Source organism: Gilvimarinus gilvus, assembly GCF_030518155.1.
Taxonomy (GTDB): domain Bacteria; phylum Pseudomonadota; class Gammaproteobacteria; order Pseudomonadales; family Cellvibrionaceae; genus Gilvimarinus; species Gilvimarinus gilvus.
The window spans coordinates 48406-70256 of the sequence record NZ_JAULRU010000570.1 but is presented as its reverse complement, the minus strand read 5'-3'; the positions used below and the strand labels follow the sequence as shown (position 1 = coordinate 70256).

20 protein-coding genes are annotated in these 21851 nt (G+C 52.0%); 7 read left to right on the top strand and 13 right to left on the bottom strand.

Translation table 11 applies throughout. From position 1 onward, the window contains the following. Window positions 1-10: 10 nt before the first annotated feature. Window positions 11-1393 (bottom strand): FGGY-family carbohydrate kinase, encoded by a 1383-nt coding sequence (locus QWI17_RS12535; protein WP_302722853.1) that lies wholly within the window; start codon window positions 1391-1393, stop codon window positions 11-13. 105 nt (window positions 1394-1498) lie between these two features. Further along, entirely contained in the window at window positions 1499-3184 is a 1686-nt protein-coding gene (locus tag QWI17_RS12530; RefSeq protein WP_302722852.1) for a purine-cytosine permease family protein, read from the bottom strand. 237 nt (window positions 3185-3421) lie between these two features. Between QWI17_RS12530 and QWI17_RS12525 the strand changes: the two genes are divergently transcribed. From QWI17_RS12525 to QWI17_RS12500, 6 genes are all read left to right on the top strand, one after another. After that, window positions 3422-5521 carry a bifunctional rhamnulose-1-phosphate aldolase/short-chain dehydrogenase gene (locus QWI17_RS12525; protein WP_302722851.1) on the top strand — a complete coding sequence of 700 codons (2100 nt, stop codon included), beginning with the start codon at window positions 3422-3424 and terminating at the stop codon, window positions 5519-5521. A gap of 91 nt (window positions 5522-5612) precedes the next feature. After that, a complete protein-coding gene (gene rhaI, locus QWI17_RS12520; RefSeq protein ID WP_302722850.1) occupies window positions 5613-6905 on the top strand; it encodes an L-rhamnose catabolism isomerase in 1293 nt (430 codons plus the stop codon). A gap of 78 nt (window positions 6906-6983) precedes the next feature. After that, entirely contained in the window at window positions 6984-7808 is an 825-nt protein-coding gene (locus QWI17_RS12515) for a (Fe-S)-binding protein (RefSeq protein WP_302722849.1), read from the top strand. 1 nt (window position 7809) lies between these two features. Beyond that, window positions 7810-9243 carry a LutB/LldF family L-lactate oxidation iron-sulfur protein gene (locus tag QWI17_RS12510; RefSeq protein WP_302722848.1) on the top strand — a complete coding sequence of 478 codons (1434 nt, stop codon included), beginning with the start codon at window positions 7810-7812 and terminating at the stop codon, window positions 9241-9243. Then, window positions 9243-9896, top strand: a complete 654-nt coding sequence (locus tag QWI17_RS12505; RefSeq protein ID WP_302722847.1) for a LutC/YkgG family protein — start codon at window positions 9243-9245, stop codon at window positions 9894-9896. Before QWI17_RS12510 ends, QWI17_RS12505 begins: the two co-directional genes overlap by 1 nt. 277 nt (window positions 9897-10173) lie before the next feature. Continuing rightward, window positions 10174-10971 carry a DeoR/GlpR family DNA-binding transcription regulator gene (locus tag QWI17_RS12500; RefSeq protein WP_302722846.1) on the top strand — a complete coding sequence of 266 codons (798 nt, stop codon included), beginning with the start codon at window positions 10174-10176 and terminating at the stop codon, window positions 10969-10971. Between the two features lie 82 nt (window positions 10972-11053). On the opposite strand, the gene QWI17_RS12495 is transcribed toward QWI17_RS12500, so the two are convergent. From QWI17_RS12495 to QWI17_RS12460, 8 genes are all read right to left on the bottom strand, one after another. Next, the gene (locus QWI17_RS12495) at window positions 11054-11932 is read right to left on the bottom strand and encodes an acyl-CoA thioester hydrolase/BAAT C-terminal domain-containing protein (protein ID WP_302722845.1); all 879 of its coding nucleotides are present in this window, start codon (window positions 11930-11932) and stop codon (window positions 11054-11056) included. A 313-nt stretch (window positions 11933-12245) separates the two neighbouring features. After that, the gene (locus QWI17_RS12490) at window positions 12246-13091 is read right to left on the bottom strand and encodes a hypothetical protein (RefSeq protein WP_302722844.1); all 846 of its coding nucleotides are present in this window, start codon (window positions 13089-13091) and stop codon (window positions 12246-12248) included. 36 nt (window positions 13092-13127) lie between these two features. Then, window positions 13128-13715, bottom strand: coding sequence for a hypothetical protein (locus QWI17_RS12485; RefSeq protein ID WP_302722843.1), 588 nt, complete (start codon window positions 13713-13715; stop codon window positions 13128-13130). Next, a complete protein-coding gene (locus QWI17_RS12480; protein ID WP_302722842.1) occupies window positions 13708-14253 on the bottom strand; it encodes an RNA polymerase sigma factor in 546 nt (181 codons plus the stop codon). Before QWI17_RS12480 ends, QWI17_RS12485 begins: the two co-directional genes overlap by 8 nt. A gap of 618 nt (window positions 14254-14871) precedes the next feature. Further along, window positions 14872-15264, bottom strand: coding sequence for a hypothetical protein (locus QWI17_RS12475; RefSeq protein ID WP_302722841.1), 393 nt, complete (start codon window positions 15262-15264; stop codon window positions 14872-14874). Between the two features lie 105 nt (window positions 15265-15369). Further along, on the bottom strand, window positions 15370-16128 hold the full coding sequence (locus QWI17_RS12470; protein ID WP_302722840.1) for a PepSY domain-containing protein: 759 nt from the start codon (window positions 16126-16128) through the stop codon (window positions 15370-15372). Between the two features lie 11 nt (window positions 16129-16139). Next, window positions 16140-16703 carry an FMN-binding protein gene (locus QWI17_RS12465; RefSeq protein ID WP_302722839.1) on the bottom strand — a complete coding sequence of 188 codons (564 nt, stop codon included), beginning with the start codon at window positions 16701-16703 and terminating at the stop codon, window positions 16140-16142. 86 nt (window positions 16704-16789) lie between these two features. Beyond that, entirely contained in the window at window positions 16790-18040 is a 1251-nt protein-coding gene (locus QWI17_RS12460) for a putative porin (RefSeq protein ID WP_302722838.1), read from the bottom strand. A 289-nt stretch (window positions 18041-18329) separates the two neighbouring features. On the opposite strand from QWI17_RS12460, the gene QWI17_RS12455 reads away from it, so the two are divergent. Next, on the top strand, window positions 18330-19277 hold the full coding sequence (locus QWI17_RS12455) for an alpha/beta hydrolase (protein ID WP_302722837.1): 948 nt from the start codon (window positions 18330-18332) through the stop codon (window positions 19275-19277). Window positions 19278-19484: 207 nt separating this feature from the next. Here QWI17_RS12455 and QWI17_RS12450 read toward each other — a convergent pair whose 3' ends face one another. From QWI17_RS12450 to QWI17_RS12440, 3 genes are read right to left on the bottom strand one after another with little or no spacing between them, the layout of a single operon-like run. Further along, window positions 19485-20138, bottom strand: a complete 654-nt coding sequence (locus QWI17_RS12450) for an anthranilate synthase component II (protein ID WP_302722836.1) — start codon at window positions 20136-20138, stop codon at window positions 19485-19487. Then, window positions 20135-21547 carry an anthranilate synthase component I family protein gene (locus tag QWI17_RS12445; RefSeq protein WP_302722835.1) on the bottom strand — a complete coding sequence of 471 codons (1413 nt, stop codon included), beginning with the start codon at window positions 21545-21547 and terminating at the stop codon, window positions 20135-20137. The genes QWI17_RS12450 and QWI17_RS12445 overlap by 4 nt, the downstream gene beginning before the upstream one ends. 34 nt (window positions 21548-21581) lie before the next feature. After that, window positions 21582-21839 carry a YerC/YecD family TrpR-related protein gene (locus QWI17_RS12440; protein ID WP_302722834.1) on the bottom strand — a complete coding sequence of 86 codons (258 nt, stop codon included), beginning with the start codon at window positions 21837-21839 and terminating at the stop codon, window positions 21582-21584. Window positions 21840-21851: the final 12 nt, after the last annotated feature.

Here is a 21851-nt window from a genome sequence, read left to right as displayed (position 1 = left end):
ACCTCATTGTTTACAAAGACTGGCAGCGATCTCTCCACCGCTCGCGATAAGACAAGAGGCCGGGCAACGACAGTGGTTCACACCTTGCTCTGTCCTCTGCGAGCGGCGCCTCAGGGTCGGCCAACGCGGCCGCACCTCTGACCGTGCCCGTGGAATCACTGGAAAGAAATAGTCGCTGCTCACCACGCAAAGTGGCCAACAACTGGCAAAGCAGCGCGTTTTTCAAAAACGCACCCTCAAGAAAAACATCACCCTCGGCCTTGAGCAGATCCAATTCAAAATCCAACATAAGGGCGCAGTATAAGGACGCCAGAGCGGCCCCGTTTATTAGCTTTGCGTCCGCATGCAATGCACCGACTTTTCCGGAAAACGGGCCCGATCCCTGGCAAAATGCCGGCAATGCGTAGGAATCGGTTTCTAGAATCAACTCAATCTCACGCAGACTAAAGAGCTGACTGGGGAAAGACCCCATTTTATGGCAGATAGTCTCGTATTCCCGGCCGGCCATAAACCGGGCACACGCCACAGGTGCGCGCTGAAAGTCGACGTTCATCAACATATCCCGGGATTCGTCTAAAACGACATCCTTACCACCATTGGTCATAGTGATTGCCCAGGTACCGGTAGAGATGACCGAAAAAGGTTCCCCCTTGCTCGCTTTGACATACCTCAGGTAACTGGCGTTGCTATCGTGAATACCCACCGTCACCAGGCAGGACTCGGGCAAACCGGTTTTCTGACTCACCTCGGCCGACACCGCTCCCGCCATACTGGCCGCAGGCTTGATCTCAGCAAACAGCGAACGCCAGCCCATGCGATCGACCATCTGGGAGTAGCCCCCTTTCGCTGGCGCCCACAAGTCGGTGTGACACCCCAGAGACGTTACTTCCGAACAACAACGGCCCGTTAGACGCCAAACCCAATACTGAGGGTAAAGCAAAATATCCGTCGCTTGTCCGAACTGATCCGGGAAGCGATTTTGCTGCCAATAAAGCTGGCGCCCCAGATTCATACCGGCTGGCAGCGAGGGAGAGCTGGTCTCAGCAAACGGGGAGCGAACCTCGGCGTAATCATGACTCACACTGTCAGGACCTGTGAATTCGTAATCCAGTATGGGAAGCACCAGACCATTGCCACCACTCAATCGGTCGATCAGGGCGGCCGTCGCGCCATGTGTAGTCACACTGATGGCACGAACCGTGAACTGCTCAGCCACATCTTGCAAAACCGAGAGAAACCAATCCCAGATTGCATCCACATCAAAGTGCGGATACGGATCGGCGTCCATCACTATATTTGGCTTTGCCTGCTCAAAGACGCTTTCCATATGCTTATCCAGCACATGCACTTTGATATTGGTTTTGCCAATATCCAGTACCACAACACAACTCATACTGCTTACTAACCTCAGATACGCCGACGGCAACTATCAAACATGGATCTAACGACCTGATCGTCTCACGGCAACGATCAGAATCTGCGATTCAAACACGACTCTCTAATCACTACCAAAAGAACGCCCCTGCTGCTCTTTCAAAAACGACCAGAGCGTTGCTGTAACCATATAGAGTACCGTAGGAATCAGCAGCCAGTCTTTTACCAACTCGATACTGCCGGTGCGCAGCCCCTGTACTCCAAGAGCCAGACACCACACCAGAGAAAGCGCGGCGACACTGATCGCAACCGTCTGTATAACAGGGCGATGGTCGCTAGCGGCAGTCGACTTCTTGCCTCGCTGGCGCATCAGGTATTCACGTTCACGTTGACGCCGATCGGCTTCATTTAGCTCGTACCTGGCGGCCTGTTCAGTAAAAAGCTCGCGCGCGCCGCTCAGTGTCGCCAGGGCGATATAGATCAGGGTGGCCGTAATCCAGGTAGGCAGTAACAGGAAAAACAGGTGTAGCCCCAGGGCGTTAAAGCCCCAGGCGGCCAACAGTGATAACCCCCATGCGAGACAGGCGGGCCAGTTCAGGTAACCACCCCGGTAGAGATTCCAATAACGGGTCAACCCCATGCGAGGGAACAGCCAGTGCTCAGTCACAATCACGGCCCCCACCGGTGCGAGAATTAATCCCATCAAACCAACAAAATCCATCAGTTGGGTAAATACAAACGGAAAACAGGCAATCACCGTAGTCACCACGCCGGTGACGACTGTTACAACTGAACGGTTCCAGCGCGGGTGCAGGGACTGAAACGCGAGTCCTGCGCGATATATGGTGGGGTTTGAAGTGGTCCACCCAGCAATAATCACCACCAGAATGCCCGTAGCCCCCAGAGCCTGATAGGCCACGGCACCCGCGTCAAGTTGCTGAATTGATGTCTTAAGTAAAAAGGCCGCGCCCGCCCCCATAACACCGGCGCACAACCACGCCGCGTAGTGACCGATGAACATTCCCAACACAGAGAAAAAGCCATAGGACGAGCGCCGCGCGTAGCGCAACAAGGTCATATCAGACAGCCCACCGTGCATCGCCAGGTTGGCGACCCAGGCGAAAGCGGCAACGTGCCACAGACTGAATTCACTGTCCTTTTCACCTTGCCATATATGGGAGTCGGCTATGCTCAGCAATCGTTGCCCAACACCCTGTCCGGGGACCTCGGGCGTCTGGGCTGCGAGTATAGATAACATGGTCAAGGCTCCGACCAGAAACATCAGAATCATCCAGGGTGCGCAGATTTGAGAAAAGATCGCCACCCGACGGAATCCCTTGGCAGCAACAAAGGTAACCAGGACGCCGACCAGCACAGCGACGACCACAAACCCGGGGCTGGTGGGATACCAATCGACTTGAGGGGGAATATCAAACAGGATTCGGGCGGCGGAAGCGGACACCGTAATCATTGTGCCCGCCAACACGCAGAAAAGGATGCCGTTGACGATACTATAAAGATTGATAATGCCCTTGCCACCGATTCGCTCAAGGTACGCATACAACGTCAGGCGCGTACTGACGGCAATGGGCGCACAGATCAGCCCCCAACTCAGAACGGCCAGCAGGTTACCCCACAAAAGCCCCCACAATATGTCCTGAACGCCCACACCCCAAACTACGAATAGGGCGCCAATCACAAACTCGGTTCCCGCCACATGCTCGCCCGAGTAACTGGCCGCAAAATGGCGGGCCGGCTGGAGGCATTCGGGGCGTACCGGAGTACACTCGAATTCATTATTATTCGTCATTATTATCTCGTAAGCGTTAAATCTCCGACATCATCGAAGAACAATGCATGCAAAATGAACGCATTTGATTATTAATGAACACTAACGTTAAAAATGAATTTAAACAACCTTAAAAAAGCACATTAGACACAAATATCTTCCTTGACCGCCCACTTTCAATCACATACAATCATTGCCAATCAGAAAGGCGGCCCCGTGACGCCGCCCACCGTTCACCTATAACGAGAGCCAATGATTATGTCCTCTAAACTCCAGAACCTATGGGATGATCAGAAAGCCGCCAACATGAGCGAGCCGGAACTGCTGCAGTACCGATCAAATCTGCTTGGTTCCGACTTACGCATCACTAATTTCGGCGGTGGCAACACCTCTGCCAAGATCAGTATGATCGACCCCCTCACCGGCGGTGACACTGAGGTCTTGTGGGTCAAGGGCTCCGGCGGCGATTTGGGCTCCATTGCGCTGAACGGCTTCTCCACGCTCTATATGGAAAAACTGCAGCAGCTGAAGTCTCTGTACCGGGGCCTTGAGCATGAAGACGAAATGGTGGGCTATCTGCCCCACTGCACCTTCAACCTAAACCCCCGGGCTGCGAGCATCGACACGCCTTTGCACGCCTATATTCCGCACAAGCATGTGGATCACATGCACCCCGATGCGGCCATTGCTATCGCCTGCACTAAAAACAGCAAAGAGCTGACCGAAACCATTTTCGAAGGCCAGATGGGCTGGCTGCCCTGGCAGCGCCCGGGCTATGACCTGGGCCTGAAATTAGAGGAAGTAGCCCGTAGCAACCCGAACCTCAAAGGCATCATGCTGGAAGGCCACGGTATTTTCACCTGGAGTGAGAACGCCAAAGAGTGCTACTTGACCACGCTGGATATTATTCAAAAAGCACAGGACTGGCTGGAAACCAACAACACGAGCGACGCTTTTGGCGGGCCCAAATACCAGGAGCCGCTGAAAACAGATCAACGCAAAACCGTGGCCAGTCAGCTAATGCCGTTGATTCGCGGCAAGATTACCAACGAACAATATAAAGTAGGTCACTTTAACGATTCGGACACCGTGATCGAGTTCGTTAACTCGGCAGAGTTGGAACCTTTGGCCGCGCTCGGCACGTCTTGCCCGGACCACTTTCTGCGGACCAAGATCCGTCCACTGGTGGTGGATTTTGACCCCACAGCCAGCAACTTAGACGACGAGCTGGCGCGCTGCACCGAAGGTCTCGATCAACAGCTGGAGGCCTATCGCCAGAGCTATGCCGAATACTACGACCGCTGCAAACGCGATAACAGCCCGGCCATGCGCGACCCCAATGCCGTGGTTTACCTGGTACCCGGTGTGGGCATGGTCACTTTTGCCAAAGACAAGGCCACCGCGCGCATCGCAGGAGAATTCTACGTCAACGCCATTAATGTGATGCGCGAGGCCAGCGCTGTCAGCGAATACGTTGGCTTGCCGGAGCAAGAGGCGTTCGATATCGAGTACTGGCTGCTTGAAGAGGCCAAACTGCAGCGCATGCCCAAACCCAAATCTCTGGCCGGCCGGGTGGCGTTTATTACCGGCGGCGCGGGCGGCATTGGCAAGGCCACCGCCGCTCGCATGCTGAGCGAAGGCGCCTGCGTTATGCTGGCAGACATCGACACCAAAGCGCTGGAAAACGCCAGCGGTGAGCTGATCAGTGTCTTTGGCAAAGATGCCGTGCGGCAGGTTCAGTGTGACGTCACCAAAGAAGAAACCGTCATTGACGCCATGGCGAGCGTTGCGCGCGAATACGGCGGTATCGATATTCTGGTCTCCAACGCCGGCATAGCCAGTTCGGCGCCATTGGACGAAACCGGGCTGGATCTTTGGAACAAAAACATCGATATTCTGGCCACCGGCTATTTTCTGGTGGGACGCGAAGGCTTTAAATTGCTCAAGCGCCAAGACACCGGCGGTTCGGTGGTCTTCGTGGTGAGCAAGAACGGCTTGGTCGCCTCACCTGGCGCGTCGGCCTACTGCACAGCCAAGGCAGCGGAGATCCAACTGGCCCGCTGTATTGCACTAGAAGGCGCCCCCGTAGGTATTCGCTGCAATGTGGTCAACCCCGACGCCGTGCTGCGCGGCTCCAAAATCTGGGACGGCGACTGGCGCAAAGAACGTGCAGCAGCGTACGCCATCAGCAATGACGAGCTGGAAGAACACTACCGTCAGCGCAGCATGCTCAAGCGCTCCGTTCTGCCCGAAGACATCGCCGAGGCCACCTACTTTTTTGCCGCGGATTTGTCAGCCAAGTCTACCGGCAATATTATCAACGTTGACGCGGGCCATGCCCCATCGTTTACCCGCTAACTAAGCGAGTGTAAGCACAACTATTGAACAGTGCCCCGCATCACTGCGGGGGCGCTCACAGAATAACCACCGGAAACAACGGGACTATAATATGAAATACCCAATTTCCCCCGACTTGGTCGCCGAGAAGAACGATCAGCTGACCCCCGACCTGCAAAAAGATTACGACGCCTTGGGCGAGCAACTTGAGCGCCGCGGCCTGGACATCAAGGCGCTGATCCGCCAGGCCGAAGACTTTGACATCGCCGTTCCCTCATGGGGCACAGGCACCGGTGGTACACGTTTCGCGCGTTTTCCCGGCGAGGGCGAGCCGCGCAACATTTTTGAAAAAGTAGAAGATTGCGCGGTCATTAATCAAATGTCCGGCTGCGCCAGCGAGATTTCCCCTCATTTTCCCTGGGACAAAGTAGACGACTTCAGCGAACTGAAAGCGCACTCTTCGCAATACGGGCTGGGCTGGAGTTCGGTTAATTCCAACACGTTTCAGGACCAACCCGATCAGGAATGCTCATACAAATACGGCAGCCTGAGTCACGCGGACGCCGCCGTGCGCGAGCAGGCAATCGCCCATAACCTTCAGGTGATTGAATGGGGCAAGCAACTGGGCTCCAAGGTCATCACCGTTTGGGTGGGTGACGGTTCCAACCACCCGGGTCAGCAGCATTTCCAGCGCGCTTTCGAGCGCTACCTCGCCAGCGCCAAAGCCATCTATCAAGGCCTGCCAGAGGACTGGGAAATGCACATCGAACACAAGATGTTTGAGCCCGCTTTCTATTCCACCGTCATACAAGATTGGGGCTCAAACATTCTCGCCGCTATGGAAACCGGCGAGCGCTGTAAATCTCTGGTGGACTTGGGACACCACGCGCCCAACGTCAATATTGAGATGATCGTCTCGCGCTTAATTCAGTTTAAAAAGCTGGGCGGCTTCCACTTCAATGACAGCAAATACGGCGATGACGATCTGGACAGCGGCTCACTGCACCCCTACCAGCAGTTTCTGATCTTCAACGAGCTGGTGGATGCGGAGTATCGCAAGCAACCGGGTTTCGCCCCCGCTTATATGCTGGATCAATCTCACAACGTCACCGACCCGATCGAAAGTCTGATCAACTCTGCCACGGAAGTTCAGCGTTCCTTTATCAAGGCGCTGTTAGTGGATCGCAAGGCGCTTGAGCGCTATCAGAGCGATAACGACGCCATCATGGCGAGCAACACCCTGAAGGCGGCCTTCAACACCGATGTCTCTCCCATCCTGGCCATGGCCCGTAAAAACAAGGGCGCCGCCATTGATTCTCTGGCGACATACCGCGCCTCTGGCTACCGCCAGCAGGCCGCCAAAGCACGCCCGGATACTGGCGGCAACCGGTCTGGCATTGTGTAACTCTCGCTTTGGTGTCGACTCTCTCTTCGGTCGGCACTTTTTTCTTACCTCTGTTTCTGCACAACGCGATCGAGCCCTATGACCGAGACGCCCCCAAAACAATCAGAACGCACACTTCAGGTCGGGCTATTTGTCACCTGCCCGGTTGATCTTATTCGCCCCAGTATTGGCTTCGCCACCGCCAGCCTGCTTGAACAGGCCGGGTGTGATGTCCACGCACCGCCACAAAGCTGCTGTGGCCAGGTGGCCTTTAACAACGGCCAGCCGGAAGAAACCCGCGCGCTGGCTTGGAATATTGTCGAGCAGTTCGGAGAGTACGATTACGTTGTGATCCCGTCCGGCTCCTGCGGCGGCACAATCAAAACCCACTACCCGGAGTTATTTAATAAACAGGATGAACGACACCGGGCGGTAGTAGAGTTTTGCGAAAAGGTCTATGAACTAACCACATTTTTAACCCAGGTACTGGACTACTCCCCCGCTCAGGCCGGAGTTGATCTCAGTTCGCAAACCGTGACTTATCATGACAGCTGCGCCGGCTTACGGGAGCTAGGCATTAAGCAACAGCCACGCACTTTGCTAAAGCGTTGCGCCAATTTAGATGTGACCGAAATGCAGGAAACCGACGTTTGCTGCGGCTTTGGCGGCACCTTTTGCGTCAAGTACTCCGATGTATCCAACCGAATGGTTGGCAATAAGGTGAACAACATCCGCCAGTCGGGCGCCAGCATGGTATTGGGGGGCGACCTCTCCTGCCTGCTCAATATCGCGGGCAAGCTACAACGCCTGGAGCCAGACAACCCGAACCGGGTTCAGGTGCGTCATATTGCAGAAGTGCTGGCGGGCGAACTCAATACACCCGCCATTGGTGAATCCTCTTCCCCTGTCGAGAAAGGAGAGTGACATGAGCCAGGTCCAGATTCAGGAAACACAACCCGACTTTATTATTCGCTCCCGCGCAGCGCTGGAAGACAATCATCTGCAAGAAGCGCTGGAAAAAGCCGGTTCGGGTTTTGTGTACAAGCGACAAGCCGCCACCGAGAGAATCGGTAACTTTGAACAGTTGCGCGATCAGGCCCGGCGTGTGCGTGCTCGCGCATTGCAACACCTAGACCTTTACCTGCTGCACTTTGAGAAAAAAGTTCAGCAGGCAGGCGGCCAAGTGCATTGGGCCGAGACCCCGGCACAGATGCGCGAGCTTGTGATCGGGCTTTGCCAAGAACAGAACGCCAAGACCGCCACCAAAGGCAAGTCCATGGTGGGCGAGGAAGTGGACCTTAACGAGGCGCTGGAAGCGGCGGGCGTGGAACCCCAGGAAACCGACTTGGGCGAGTATGTGTTGCAGTTAGCCCATGAGCGGCCCAGCCACATCGTGGCACCGGCGCTGCACAAAACCAAGGCCCAGGTGCAGTCACTGTTTCGCGATAATCATGCGCTCGGTGAGCGCGCCCTGGATGAAGTTGCCGATATCGTCAACGAAGCCCGCGCGGTGATTCGCGATCGCTTTTTACAGGCAGACGTAGGCATCACCGGCGCCAACATGCTGATTGCCGAAACTGGCACCGCTGCCATTGTGACTAACGAGGGCAACGGCGATTTGACCGCAACGCTCCCGCGCACTCACATTATTACCACCTCTATTGATAAAATCGTCCCGACCTGGGAAGACGCCAGTGCTATTTTGCGAGTACTGGGCCGAAGCGCCACCGGTCAGGACATTACCACCTACACCTCCTTTTTTACCGGCGCGCGCTCGCAGCGCGATAAAGACGGACCCGATCAGTTTCATATTGTATTGCTGGACAACCGCCGCTCCGAATTGCTGGGCAGCGAGTACGAGGAAATGCTGCACTGCATCCGCTGCGGTGCCTGCATGAACCACTGCCCGGTGTATCAAGCCGTGGGCGGGCACAGTTACAACAGCGTGTACCCCGGTCCCATGGGTGCAGTGCTAACACCCCTTCTACGCAACGAAGAACAAGACAATCAACTGCCCAACGCCAGCACCTTTTGCGGTCGCTGCGAATCGGTGTGTCCCGTGCGTATTCCCCTGCCCGGCCTGATGCGTAAACTGCGTGACCGAGAGCAGCGCGAAGCCAAACATGCTAACGCCTCTACGCTGGCGGTGAAGTTATTCTGCCGTCTAAGCCGGCACCCAGCGCTGTATCGAAAGCTCACTCAGTTCAGTCTGAAGCTGGTATCCATGGTCCGCGGCCAAAAGCCCCGCTTTAAAAAACTGCCGCTGATGTCCGACTGGACTCAACACAGAGATTTTCCCGCACCGGACAAAGGCAGCTTTCAATCGCAGTGGCAGCAACGGCAAAAGGGGAAAAAATAATGACGGACAGTCGCAGCCGAATTCTCGATCGCATCGCCCGCCACACCGGTGGCGAGTATGACGCGGACAGCATCGAGGCAAGCTTTCAAGCACTCGCCCAAAGTCAGACCGTGAATTCCGTACAGCCCGAAATGGGACTGACCGACCCGATCGCCACCTTCATCGAAGAGGCCCGCCGCAACGGTGCCCGGGTCGCCAATCTTAAAAGCATGGATCAAGTCACCCAGTGGCTGCGAGACAATGCCCGTCACACAAGCACTGAGGTCCGCTTTCACCTAGCCCCGAATATTATCGACCGCTCGCTGGACTGGAGTGGCTTGAACACCACCGAGCAAACACCGGCCGCAGCCGGAAGTTGGGGCGTGGTGCAGGCGCATACCGGCATCGCCGAAACCGGGACCGTGATGTCTCTGAGCAATGAGTGCCCCAGCGGGCTGTTGTTTTTGGTAGAGCGACTGGTGATTGTCATTGCCAGAAAAGATATCGTCGGCTATCAGGAAGATGCCTGGCAAAGACTCAGAGCCTGCAGCGCCCTCCCTCGCACGGTCAACTGGATTACCGGGCCCTCGCGCACGGCGGATATTGAGCAGCAAATTCAGATAGGCGCACACGGCCCCCGGGAAGCGGACTATCTAATTATTGACAGCCCTTAACGACAATAACCATCAACCCGGACTGCGCCGGGGACACAGGCGGGACGCATGACCCGGCGCATACTGACTTAATTACAAGGCCCTTTAGCCACATCAGGCAAAACCATTTGCAGTACCGGGAAGCTCTGGGCAAACAGCTCATACTCTCCTGTGGAGTAATCATGCAACCACTTGTATGATTATTAACGACTGATTTTGCTTGTTAACAACCGTCTTACATGATAAATTTTGATCAAACTTACGTTCAGTGATTGCACTTACAGCGAACCGACTCCTTATGCTCGAAAAACAACGCCACCAGTTACTTCTGGATATCCTCGACGAACAACAGTTCGCCAGCGTGAACGACCTGTCCACTCAGCTCAATGCCTCAGAAGCGACCATCCGCCGCGACATAACCAAACTGGCTAAGCACGAGCAGCTGCGAAAAATCCGCGGCGGAGCCGAAGTCCTTCACGGCTCGGAAAGGCGCTCGCGTCGCCCGCAATTATCGGGCACAGCGTTTCTAGCCGCTAAAGAACAGCGAGCCGATGTTAAGCGTCTTCTGGCTAAAGAAGCGGTAAAATTTTGCGAAGACGGAGAGTTCATTATTATCAATGGCGGCAGCTCCACCTATATGATGCGAGAATTTCTCGCCGAGCGGCACCTGAATGTACTGACCAACTCTTTCGTATTGGCGCAGGAGCTAGTCGAGACCAGCGACAACCAAATCACACTGCCCGGCGGTGAACTCTACCGCAAGCAGGGTATTATTTTGAGCGCTTTCGAAAATGACACCATTCAGTATTACCAAGCTAGTAAGATGTTTATGGGAACCCCCGGTATTGGTAAGTTCGGGGTCATGGAATCCGACCCACTGCTCATTCAGACTGAACAAAAACTAAAAAAACAGGCTGATCAGTTAATCGTACTGGCCGACAGTACCAAGCTTGGCAAGCGCAGTAACTTTATCCTCTGCCCCCTCTCGGAAGTCGATGTTTTAATAACCGACAGCGAAGCAGATCCGGCATTGGTGAAGTACTTCGAAAATGAAAACATTCAGGTTATCCTGGTAGATGTTAACCAGGCCGACTGATTAAAGCGCTAGACACATTGCACTTATGTTTCAGCTCAGGTGGGAGAATGAAACATAGCGATTGCCATTCACAGCTCGATCGCTATGGGGACGGATGACTACCATTTTCCTGCTTTTTGAGAAAGCGATTTATTTCTGAAAACACTTCTTTTTGATGACCGCTTAGCAAGTGATCGCCATCTTTGTATCTAATGTGAGCGCAACCTGAACTCTCGAAACTATTAATCTCTGAGCACACTTTCTGCGCCATTTCGGAAGCAGGCCAAACTTTATCCTTATCTCCAGATATTAATAGCACATCCGCCTCAATGGCATGCACGTCAATTTTTGCTCTTGTTACAGCTGCTTCATTTGTTAAAGACGCCTTATGGCGATTTTCGAATCCAAGTCTTTTCTTTTCTTCATTGGAAACGTAAGGCAAGAATGGTACGCCTTCTCCACTTTGACTCCAGCTAGATGGCGCACTTGTAAGATTAGAAAAATTCTTCGGAATACCTTGCCAAACTACATGACTTGGAGCAATGGCTACGATTGCTTTATAGGTGTCATCAAGGGACCCCAGAAGCAACGACAACTCGGCACCTTTAGAGAGTCCAATCAGAATAACACCGCTATCTTTCGTCTCCTCTCGCGAAAGCAGCCAGTTTTTTGCCTTGTCAAAATACTCAACGGGGATAAGTTCTAAAGTTTCCGGAAATTCGTTCTCTCCACTTCTATCAAAGTAAGACAATGATAAGACGCTGTATCCCATTTTCCTTATTTGGATCGCCTCCTTATTTGGCTTTCCTCCGGACGATCCCCCTAAGACTATGACCCCATACCTGTTCGAATTTTCCGATGCGAAGTAAGTCGCCTTAAAGCCTGCGCCATCAGTATCCAATAAGACTTTCCCATATGTTGTCGTTGCAGCAAACAAATAGAACACCAAAAAAAGCGCCAATTTCAATTTTTTACTCTGCATACCCATAACCAGGCTCTCTATGTTAAAACGAAATCATCGGACTGAAACATCTTTCACTCAATTTTTGACACTGCAAGTGTAAGCTCACATGCCGTAAATCATGCTTCTCTCGGCGGGTATTTACCTAGTTTAGCAACCTACCTGACTGTGGCAACACAGCTTGTACATCCCTGAGCGGGCCAACGTTACGCTCCTGTCGATTTACTAGCTTGCCAAGCCACCGAACAGATTCGCACGCCCACTGAACAGCGTCTTCGGTCATTCTTACTACCTTTTTTCGCTTCCAATTTGTCTGCGAATCTACTCGTCTACGTTATCGCGCCTTTGCGGCGCCCTCGAGCAAGGATTCTTCGTTCAGTTGACCTATCACGCACTTCAGAACATCTTCCTTGCGAAAAACATAAACTAAGTTATCCCGCGGTTCAGTATGTGCTACTTCCGCTCCCATGCCCTTTAGTACAAAGGAAATATACTGATCATCCGGCAGAGACTTTAGCGCCGCACCGAAACGGCACAGGGTATAGGCCACTTCGCCTTCAAAGGCTTTGACAAAGCTTTGCATTCGAAGCTGTACTTGTTGATTGCGCTGTTGCATCTGGGAGTTTTGCTGTTTCTGTGCTTTCTGAAATTCTCGCTCCGCCTGCTCCATCGCTTTTTTACCTTCTTCGACAGCAGCTTGCAGCTCCTCCAGGTGCTTTTCTATTTCGTCGCGGTTTTTTCCTTTTGCAGACTCCAGCTCAAATGTCATATCCTTTAGTTCGCGTTCATATTCTTTCATTTCCATCTGAAACTCCAAACGCTCCTGATGCATCCTCGATTGCATTTCCCAGTAATGTCGCTGCTCTTCCTCCATGTGCCCGACCACGTCCTCAGCGCTGATAACAGGAGCATCGGATCCTACATTAAAGTCAAAATTGAAATGCAAGGCTCCGTTGATTAGATGTGCATAGGGATTGCTGAGTGTATAAACCACACCCTGCTTGGGCAGATACAACGAGTCCAGATTATGAGCGCCAATGTGGACTGTTTTATCAATTCCGGCAATAGATGCCTGTAAGGCACCTTCCAGCAAATCTATGTCTTTGTTCATTCCCGTATCAGCATTGGCGGCGGAGCTAATTAACAACAACCCCAGTAATTTTAAAGATACTCGTGACATCATTTTTCACCTCTTTGGCTCGCGGCCAACTAACCCCTAATAATTTCGATACTGTGCGCTTATAATTTTGCTGTCGAGGTACTCAATATCGGCCTGGCGCTGTTTTTGTAGATGCTCTAGTAACAGCTTCATATCGTGCTCTCGGCTCTGCCTCGAACTGGTTAACACATAGTCCACTAGCTGAGCATTTGCCTGCTGCTGTTGCTGCTGTAAGCGAGACAATAGCGTCATATACGCATCCGTGTGCGCCAAATCCTCGGCCTGGATACTGCCTTGTTCAACCACTTCTGCCGTGACTGTATTGAGGTTTAGCGACTTCACATAGGTAATGCTAACAACGGATAGAGATACAGCAATTAACGACACCGCAATCGCGCCATAGGTTAGCCAGCGCGGCAGCTGCACGTAAGACTGTTGTGTGCGAGCAAAAGCACCCGCGCGATCCCACTCGGGCACCGGCACAGTCTCGAAACTCTGCGCATCAACCAGCAACTTACTCGCCGCCGTCACCATAGACTGAAAATCCGGGTCTGATTCTAGAAGTTCATCAAACCTATTTCGCTCACTGCCACTCAAGGAGTTATCAAGCCACGCCTCGATCAGCTGCTGATGCTGCTTATTCATACTCGTCACCTACTAAGCGTTGCCCTAGTTTCTGCAGAGCAGTGTAAAACCGTGTTTTAACAGTGTTACTTGAAACCCCGCACTGCAGGCCAATTTCATCAAAAGTAAACTGTTGGTAAAACTTCAATTCTACGACCTCGCGCTGAGCAGGCGGCAGCTCATTTAGCGCCCGGGTGAGCTGCCCTCCCTGCCTGACGCTTGCCAACAATCCCTCGGGGCCGTCGAGGCTGCAGATCAGGTCGTCGGTGTCTACTGACTCGCTCACCAAGGGTTGCTTGCGCAGATGATCAATACAGCGGTGATGTACTATCCGGTACAGCCACGTCTTAAAACTCGAATCTGCGCGAAAGCTGTCGAGCCCCCGAAACACAGAGAGAAAGGTCTCCTGCATAACGTCGAGAGCATCCGACTGGTTACGGGTCATCCGCAAGGCGTGATTGAATACGCCGGCTTCATAGCGCTTGATTAACGCCAGCCACGCCCTCTTGCTGCCTTTACGAGCCCTTTCTATTAGTACTTGATCGGTCGCTTGAAACACTGGGTGCTCATCATTTTCATTATTAGTACTGCTATAGTCGCAGACACCCACCAAAAAGTTTGGGTTTATTTGAATTATTTTTATAATAATTCAAATAAACCCAATAGGCAGGGTAGCGCCCAAGAAGCAATCAATAATAAGGTACCTAAGAGGAGCGGCAGCCCCTGTAGTATTTGATCTCGCGACTGCTCAGGTAGGTGTTGGACAATAAAAGCAAAATCCGAGCAAAGACGGTGAACTGAAAGCGTGCAGGCCGCATGGTGAGGTGAGTCAACACAGAAATCGGAAAACTATGCAAGTCCCGATGGGCGCGGCCAAAACACTCCTTATGTCGCGTTGTTTTTCTTTCCACGCGCTACGGCCATTACCTGCGAAAAGCGTCTTACGTACCGAGCGTTGTGGACCCGCGCAGAGACGACCGGAGACTTAATCAGGTTCCTTAGCTCCCCCACTGGATTGCCACGTTAGACATTAATGCATGCAGATGAAAACACCGCCAATTTCATCGACATGCAGGCATAATGCTCACGTAAATACATATGCGAGCGCGTACGCTATCCAAACTATGAGTTTGCCGTTTTGTCTCGCGTAAACAAGCCTTAGCAACCGCTGATTCGATTATATTTTTTGCCTGAATGATGCTTGGTCCGCTGCTCGAACGGGCCGCTGATCGTGCCCTTGCGGCTTCTCAGCGTGAGTTTTGTCGCGAACGGCTTTATACTCGAACACAAGCGGGCCTACAAATTTGACCACGATATTGAAGAGCCAACACAGCAGAAGCACTTTTAGAAAAAAAATGACGGCTTCGACCAAAGGAATGAATACGATCCAAACACCCAGCATTGTCCCGCTTATAGCGAGCCACGGAAACGAAACGGAAAATTGGCTCGACAGGCCAAACATAAATGCCAGCGCCGCCAGCGCCAATAGAATGACAGCGTAGATAAATGTGACAATGGCCCCGATTATGGCGGCCTTGAGAGGGGGGACTTTGTAGACTTTTAAACGCATAGTAGCAGCTCCTTGCTGTTAGTTGATCTTCCTTGAATATAGCGACACACCGATTTTGGCAAATTTTGACTCAATATGCGAGCCAAACATAGAACAATTGCATATTCAGTGCCGGCGCTTCCAACGTTTACTCGCGCCGCTGGCCCACAGCCAAATACCAGACAGTGACAACAAAATAAGACCAATCGCCGCGAAATCCATGACCCAAACGCCACCAAGCAAACGGCCGCTGTGCAAATCCAACACCACTCGCTCCCAGGTAATGCCAACAGCAGACTGTAAACTTTGCAGGTGGGCCTGCAATGCTTTGGGAGGCTCCGCTACTGGCAATGCACTAACCAAGCCTGAGAATTCATCTTCGAGGGCTAGGGTATTGAGATCAAAGCCATACCAGCGATTGTCACTTTTTAGGCAAAATTGCCCCTCGCACGTGGCAATAGCCTGAATTTTATCAGGTGCACCTGCGCTATGGCCAATGCGCTCGATAAGTTGCCCCTCGTTCGTCACCAGCAGCAGCTCGGATGTACAGGCAACGACTTGCCAACTTTGCGCAGGTGCTACGCCAACCATGCCACCTGCACAGCTCGCCAACCGCTCCCCATTGCGATACACCGCTCCATCATCGATATCGCTGTACCAGACATCCTGACTTTGAATACTTTTAATCGGGGGACGCACCACACCGTATAGCTGTAAAAGCCACTCGCTCTGCACGGGCCTGTTATCCCAGTTAAGCGTTTCAATGTGATTGAGCTGAATGCCTGTAACGGCCACAAGCAACAACAATATAGCCGCGAGTAAGCCGAGCCGCCGATGCCAGCGCCAGAGAAAAAGACGTAATTTGAAGGGTTTGTGTGCGGTCATAGCCACTCTAACTAAGGAAGACTGCCCTCAGCCAGCGTATCAGAGTAAGCCACCGGTGTAAGGCTGTGAAAATAGAGCGCCAGTGTAGCGACTTTTTTCACAGCGCGCACGGACAAGGTAGCACCGGTAATGCCATCGATTGTCGCATCCAACTTAGGTTCAGGCTGCTTTTCAATCAAACTGCCACCGATAAACTGACGGGTAAAGCTATCGTAGCGAACTTCACCACCGCGAGATTCCCGATACTCTAGAATTTTTACCTGGACAATTTCGGATGCTTCAACCACCACTCCAATAGTAATCGGATGGGTTTTGCCAATTTCATCGAAAATCCACGCGGTGCGAGTACCGCCTGCCACGTATCGCGTTCTAATACCCGGAAATCTATGCCCTAAAATCCGTTGAGCTTGCTGCAGCTGATCACCATCTAACCACAAGATTTGGTTTTCACCCTGCCCGGCAAAGGCTTGCTGATGGAATTGTTCAGGCGTCAGAAATACCCCGCGCTGAGCCCTGCACGGCACAGAGAGTGTTACCAAACAAACCAACAAACCGATAAATACTGTTTTACGCATCCGCAAGCCTTAAACACAAAAGCAGCAATAGGGCATTACCTATTGCTGCACGCTCAAGCATTTACTGTATCGTTCCCGCGCTTGGCTTAGAAAGAGTAACCTACGCCGAGATTCAAACCATCCATTTCTGCTTTGGCATCTGGTGCTGTTTGATCCTGGTAATCGGCTTTAAACACAACTTGTGGGGTCAGCCAATAGTTCACACCGACATCAATTTGCGAGTAACCACTGTCAACCAGACCTGTGCCGGCTTGATTGTCCCACTCACTATATCGCGCAAACACACCAAAGTTATCAAAGAATTTATAACTAGGCTCTACATACCAACCTTCTTGCTTATCGGCACCGAGCTTTCCGGTGGCCTCTTCGTAGTAACCATCAATATCCCAGGCCGCGTATAAAGCGCGAATACCGAAACCACCAGCTTCATAAATGGCGTGCGCCTCAAATAAGGTCGCCGCGGCGCCCTGCTCTAACTCACCTTGGAGCAAATCGCTTTGGTACTGCAAGGTAGTCGCCAATTCCAGCCCCGGAATCGCCGTGTATTTAATACGGCCGGTGTATGCGGCATTGTTGGCGTTGGCTTCGGCTACTTTTTGACGACCATCGCGCACTTTATACTTGCCCTCAAAGGCGTCGACATTTAGGCCTGACGTCACGCCCAGATCATAGCGTAAACCGTCCACCAAATAACCTTGCAGATTTACACCCGCTTCCCACCATGTAGTGGGGATAATGTTCTTTTCCACGTTGTTGCGCTCAACCCCAAAAAAGGTATCGGGCTCGTGGGTTTCGTTCAAAATACCAACGGGCGTCAGGAACAAACCTGACTTAATCGTGTGATTCTGCGCGTAATCGTATTCGATATACGCCTGCTCTAGCTCCACTTCGCCGGGCTTGCCGTCACCGGCGAGAGAGTGCTCAATTTCGACTTCTGAGAAAAAGCGTACTTTCTCGTTAAAATCGTGCCCCAAAAACAACACAAAACGGTGAAAATCTATCTCGCTTTCATTGGCATCGGAATGGCTGTCTTCTAAATTGTTGTAGTGCAGCTCACCGTAACCACCAAGGCTAGTGTTCTCTGTCCAGTTGGCCGCAGAGCTTTGCGAACCGCCGCTCTGGCTAATTACATCCAGTGCACTGGCCGTGGTTTCTACGCGAACATCAGTTTCTTCGATCTTGTGCTCGGCCTCATCCAGCTCGCTTTTTAGCGCTTCGATCTCCGCTTTTTGCTGCTGTATGACTTCCCACATTTGTTCCAGTGTCGGCGTTTCCTGCGCCTCGGCTGAAACACCAATGGCCGCCAGGGCCACTACCAATGTCGCTTTTTTAAACATAACCAATCCCCAAGGTTTGAACTCGATCAACTGCTTGATCACACAAGTTGCGCGCATACTAATGCAACTAAGAACGGTTATCAATAGCATTCCTGTTAATCTTGTATTTCAGCAGAAAAATATGCGCATAATCAGACACTTATGGTACTTTTCTACATTGATACCTATTCGCCCGCGTTAAAATATATCGAAGGCAAAGGTCTGCATTACCAAACTGATGCTCCGCACAAGACTCCTCGGGTATACTTTGCTCGCATTACCTACCCAATTGCGAAGGGCTCGTTAACCCATGCCAAAACTGGTTTTAGTAATCTTATTGTTATGCTGCTATTCAACGGCCATTGCCAATAGCTACACCGCCGAGAACACTCTCAAAAAACTGATCAGCGACTACCCTTTTATCTCAATAGCGAGCGCCAAACCGCCCACCAGCGTGGCTGTACACAAAGATCTCACTTATGTGACCTACGGTGATCGCTCGTTACAGCTGGACTTATATCAGCCAAGCTCTCTAAACGAAGCCAGGCCTTTGGTCATCTTGGTGCACGGCGGCGGCTGGCAGGCGGGCTATCGCACCCACCTAACCCCCATTGCCATTGAGCTGGCAAAGGCCGGCTATAACGCGGCCACGATCAGCTATCGTCTGGCGACAGAGGCGCTTTACCCGGCCGCCATACACGATGCGAAGGCGGCGATTCGTTGGCTGCGTGCTCACGCCGTCGACTTTCATTTGGATGAACAAAAATTTGCGATTGCTGGTAGCTCCGCCGGCGGACAGATTGCCAGCCTTACCGGCGCAACCAACGGACTGGACAAATTTGACCCTCAAGCACAGCAAAGCTCGGTGTCGAGTGACGTGCAGCTCATTATAAATATTGACGGCCTGTCTGATTTCACCTCAGCAAAAGCGCGTAAGTACGAAGACGCCCCTAGAGATAAGCCAACGTCTGCCGTGTTGTGGCTCGGCGGGCACTACGCCGAACAGACCGAAAACTGGCACGAGGCTTCACCAATTTTTTACGCCAACGAATATACGCCACCCATGTTATTTATAGCCAGTGGGCGCACACGATTTTACGTCGGACGAGAGGAAATGATTAGGCGGCTTAACCAGTACAACATTCATACCGAAGTGGTTACCTTTGCTGAGACACCCCACAGTTTTTGGCTGTTCGACCCGTGGATGAAACCAGCAGCTGACGTCATTGTTGAGTTTTTAGATAAGGAGCTTGAGTGACGGGTGACGGGTGACGGGAAGCTTAAGTGTGCCCTTAGCTCAACACCAGGAGCACACTATTTAGAGCAACTTTTTGTTTGGCGACTGAGCCCGATCGGGACGGGTTGCGGAATCATTATAACCGTAACCCGCAACTCGCAACCCGGCCAATCAATGTACCGGTATCCGCTGCACGCTGCCATCTGGCATAACTTCAATCAGAGCAATTTAAACGAACAGGAAATTCCTGAGTAAGTCTTTCCCACCTTCAGTGGCGAAGGATTCGGGGTGAAACTGAATGCCCTGAATAGGGTAGTCCTTGTGACGCACACCCATGATTTCCATGGGCGCGCCGCTGGCGGCCGCATCGGCAAAGTTTTCGATGCCCATCTCGGCCACCACGGCTGTTAACTCCAGGCAACCTGGCAGTGTGAGCGGGTCGGCCACCAGCGAATGATAGCGCATAATCTCAAGCGACTGAGGGGTATCCTGAAACACGCCTTCGCCATTGTGATAAATAGGACTGGTTTTACCGTGAACGGGTAAACCGGCTTTGACCACTTTACCACCAAATACGTGGGTAATGCCCTGCATACCAAGGCACACGCCTAATAGTGGAATAGTTTTCCCCAGCTCCAAAATAACCTCGGCACATACACCAAAATAGGCTTTGTCATCCGGTGAGCCTGGGCCCGGAGAAATAATAATCCGGTCCGGCGCCATTGCTCTGGCCTCTTCCAGGGTAATTTCGTTATTGCGTTTTACCGCAATCGTAAACTCTCCTACAGCGCCCTTAGCCTTTTCCGCAGTAAGTATTTCGCCTATATATTGATACAGGTTGTAGGTAAAGGAGTCGTAGTTATCAATGATTAGAACCTTCATGACTCTGCTCCTTTTGCCTGTGAGTTGAGCGCCGCTGGCTTAAAACTGTCCAACACTTTTTTGGTACCGGCAAATTTGCGCTGAATTTCCTGATACTCGTCATCGGCATTGGAATCGTACACATTACCTCCGCATGTTTGCACATAGCCGTTCTCGCCATTAACAAAAAGCGTGCGGATTGGTATCGCGAAGGTACAATCGCCATTAAACGAAAAGTGCCCTACTGCGCCACCGTATGGGCCGCGACCATCGGGCTCGAGGTCGTCAATAATCTTCATGGCTTCGATTTTGGGTGCGCCGGTAAGTGTACCGGCGGGGAAGTTGCTGGCCAGCGACGAAAACATATCTTCCGAGTCCGCCATAATACCCACGATTTCGCTGGATATATGTTGCACATGGCTAAAGCGCTTAATATCCATAAGGCTGCGAACTTTAACCGTGCCAAACTGAGCAACCCTACCAATATCATTGCGGTGCAGATCCACAATCATATTGTGCTCGGCAATTTCTTTCGGGTCATTCAACAGATTGCGTGCCAGGGTTTTGTCTTCACTTTCGGTCGCACCACGTTTAGTGGTACCTGCCAGCGGGTATGTTTCCATTTCCCCCTGACGCAAACGAAACAGCAGCTCTGGGCTTGCGCCAATCACCTTTTCTTCGCCAAATTTAATGTAATACATTTGCGGCGACGGGTTGATTTCACGCAGGGATTCGTAGGCGCGAATGGTGTCGCCCTCGACTTTAAATAAAGTTTTAAAGCCGACCTCACACTGAAATATTTTTCCTTCAACGATATCTTGTTTAACTTTTTCGACCGCCGCGGCATGCCCTGCCCGGTCCATGGTGTCGCCTAAAGGCGTAATAACCAAGTCGCCATCCCCGGCATAGGTTTCGCTCAGCAGAGACTCAACCAGAGGCTGACGGTTTTCATCGTAATAAAAGTAAAAAACTTCGTTGGTCATTTTGTCGAGTATCAAGCCATCTTTGTATAACCCGAACTTAAAGGCATCGAAATATTCACTCGACTGAATATTCATCGTGGGCTCAAAATAATTCATGCAATCGTAGCCAATATAGCCGGTCAAACCACCTGCGTAACCACGCGAAATAATGTCCTGAGGCACAATCTCGCGCAATAGGTAATAAGGGTTGTCACTGGGGTAGCGTTCGGCACGGCCATCACGCTCGGTAATGGTCAAAGCCTTATCGCGCGCCGAGAGGATTTTCTCGGGGTCAAAGCCAATCAACGAGTAGCGCGATATATGGCTCTCTTCCCCTAAAGATTCAAGAAAAAAGCAATTATCGAAGCGCTTTTCGATCTTTTTAAAGACTTCGAAAAAATCACAGTCTGTGGTCAGTGTGACGTACCTCGGTTTGCGAGGGATTTTTATAGGGTCGGGCTTGGTCATATTTTGGCCTATAACAGCAGTATTTAGGTAGCGGCTACATATCGTCCAGCTTACCGGCCTGAAGAGCACGTGAACCGCGCGTTACCGTTGCGATACCTACGCCCAGCTGCTTGGCCACTTCACGCTGCGATACGCCCGCTTTGAGCATGCGAGTAATCTGCAAACGCTGAGAAATGGCGTGCAGCTCCGCTGGCGTCAGCAACCCTTCAAGCACGCGGCGCATACTTTCGGGGCTGTCGAACTGCAGCAGATACTGAACCAGCTCTTGGAGGTGTTGCTCTTCTGTACTCATGTACTAGTACAT

Coding starts and splice junctions, on each gene's coding strand:
- QWI17_RS12495 (WP_302722845.1), bottom strand. CDS start 11,932: ATGCAGAGTAAAAAATTGAAATTGGCGCTTTTTTTGGTGTTCTATTTG.
- QWI17_RS12440 (WP_302722834.1), bottom strand. CDS start 21,839: ATGAGTACAGAAGAGCAACACCTCCAAGAGCTGGTTCAGTATCTGCTG.
- QWI17_RS12530 (WP_302722852.1), bottom strand. CDS start 3,184: ATGACGAATAATAATGAATTCGAGTGTACTCCGGTACGCCCCGAATGC.
- rhaI (WP_302722850.1), top strand. CDS start 5,613: ATGAAATACCCAATTTCCCCCGACTTGGTCGCCGAGAAGAACGATCAG.
- QWI17_RS12475 (WP_302722841.1), bottom strand. CDS start 15,264: ATGCGTTTAAAAGTCTACAAAGTCCCCCCTCTCAAGGCCGCCATAATC.
- QWI17_RS12500 (WP_302722846.1), top strand. CDS start 10,174: ATGCTCGAAAAACAACGCCACCAGTTACTTCTGGATATCCTCGACGAA.
- QWI17_RS12455 (WP_302722837.1), top strand. CDS start 18,330: ATGCCAAAACTGGTTTTAGTAATCTTATTGTTATGCTGCTATTCAACG.
- QWI17_RS12490 (WP_302722844.1), bottom strand. CDS start 13,091: ATGTCACGAGTATCTTTAAAATTACTGGGGTTGTTGTTAATTAGCTCC.
- QWI17_RS12515 (WP_302722849.1), top strand. CDS start 6,984: ATGACCGAGACGCCCCCAAAACAATCAGAACGCACACTTCAGGTCGGG.
- QWI17_RS12460 (WP_302722838.1), bottom strand. CDS start 18,040: ATGTTTAAAAAAGCGACATTGGTAGTGGCCCTGGCGGCCATTGGTGTT.
- QWI17_RS12485 (WP_302722843.1), bottom strand. CDS start 13,715: ATGAATAAGCAGCATCAGCAGCTGATCGAGGCGTGGCTTGATAACTCC.
- QWI17_RS12470 (WP_302722840.1), bottom strand. CDS start 16,128: ATGACCGCACACAAACCCTTCAAATTACGTCTTTTTCTCTGGCGCTGG.
- QWI17_RS12525 (WP_302722851.1), top strand. CDS start 3,422: ATGTCCTCTAAACTCCAGAACCTATGGGATGATCAGAAAGCCGCCAAC.
- QWI17_RS12445 (WP_302722835.1), bottom strand. CDS start 21,547: ATGACCAAGCCCGACCCTATAAAAATCCCTCGCAAACCGAGGTACGTC.
- QWI17_RS12505 (WP_302722847.1), top strand. CDS start 9,243: ATGACGGACAGTCGCAGCCGAATTCTCGATCGCATCGCCCGCCACACC.
- QWI17_RS12450 (WP_302722836.1), bottom strand. CDS start 20,138: ATGAAGGTTCTAATCATTGATAACTACGACTCCTTTACCTACAACCTG.
- QWI17_RS12465 (WP_302722839.1), bottom strand. CDS start 16,703: ATGCGTAAAACAGTATTTATCGGTTTGTTGGTTTGTTTGGTAACACTC.
- QWI17_RS12535 (WP_302722853.1), bottom strand. CDS start 1,393: ATGAGTTGTGTTGTGGTACTGGATATTGGCAAAACCAATATCAAAGTG.
- QWI17_RS12510 (WP_302722848.1), top strand. CDS start 7,810: ATGAGCCAGGTCCAGATTCAGGAAACACAACCCGACTTTATTATTCGC.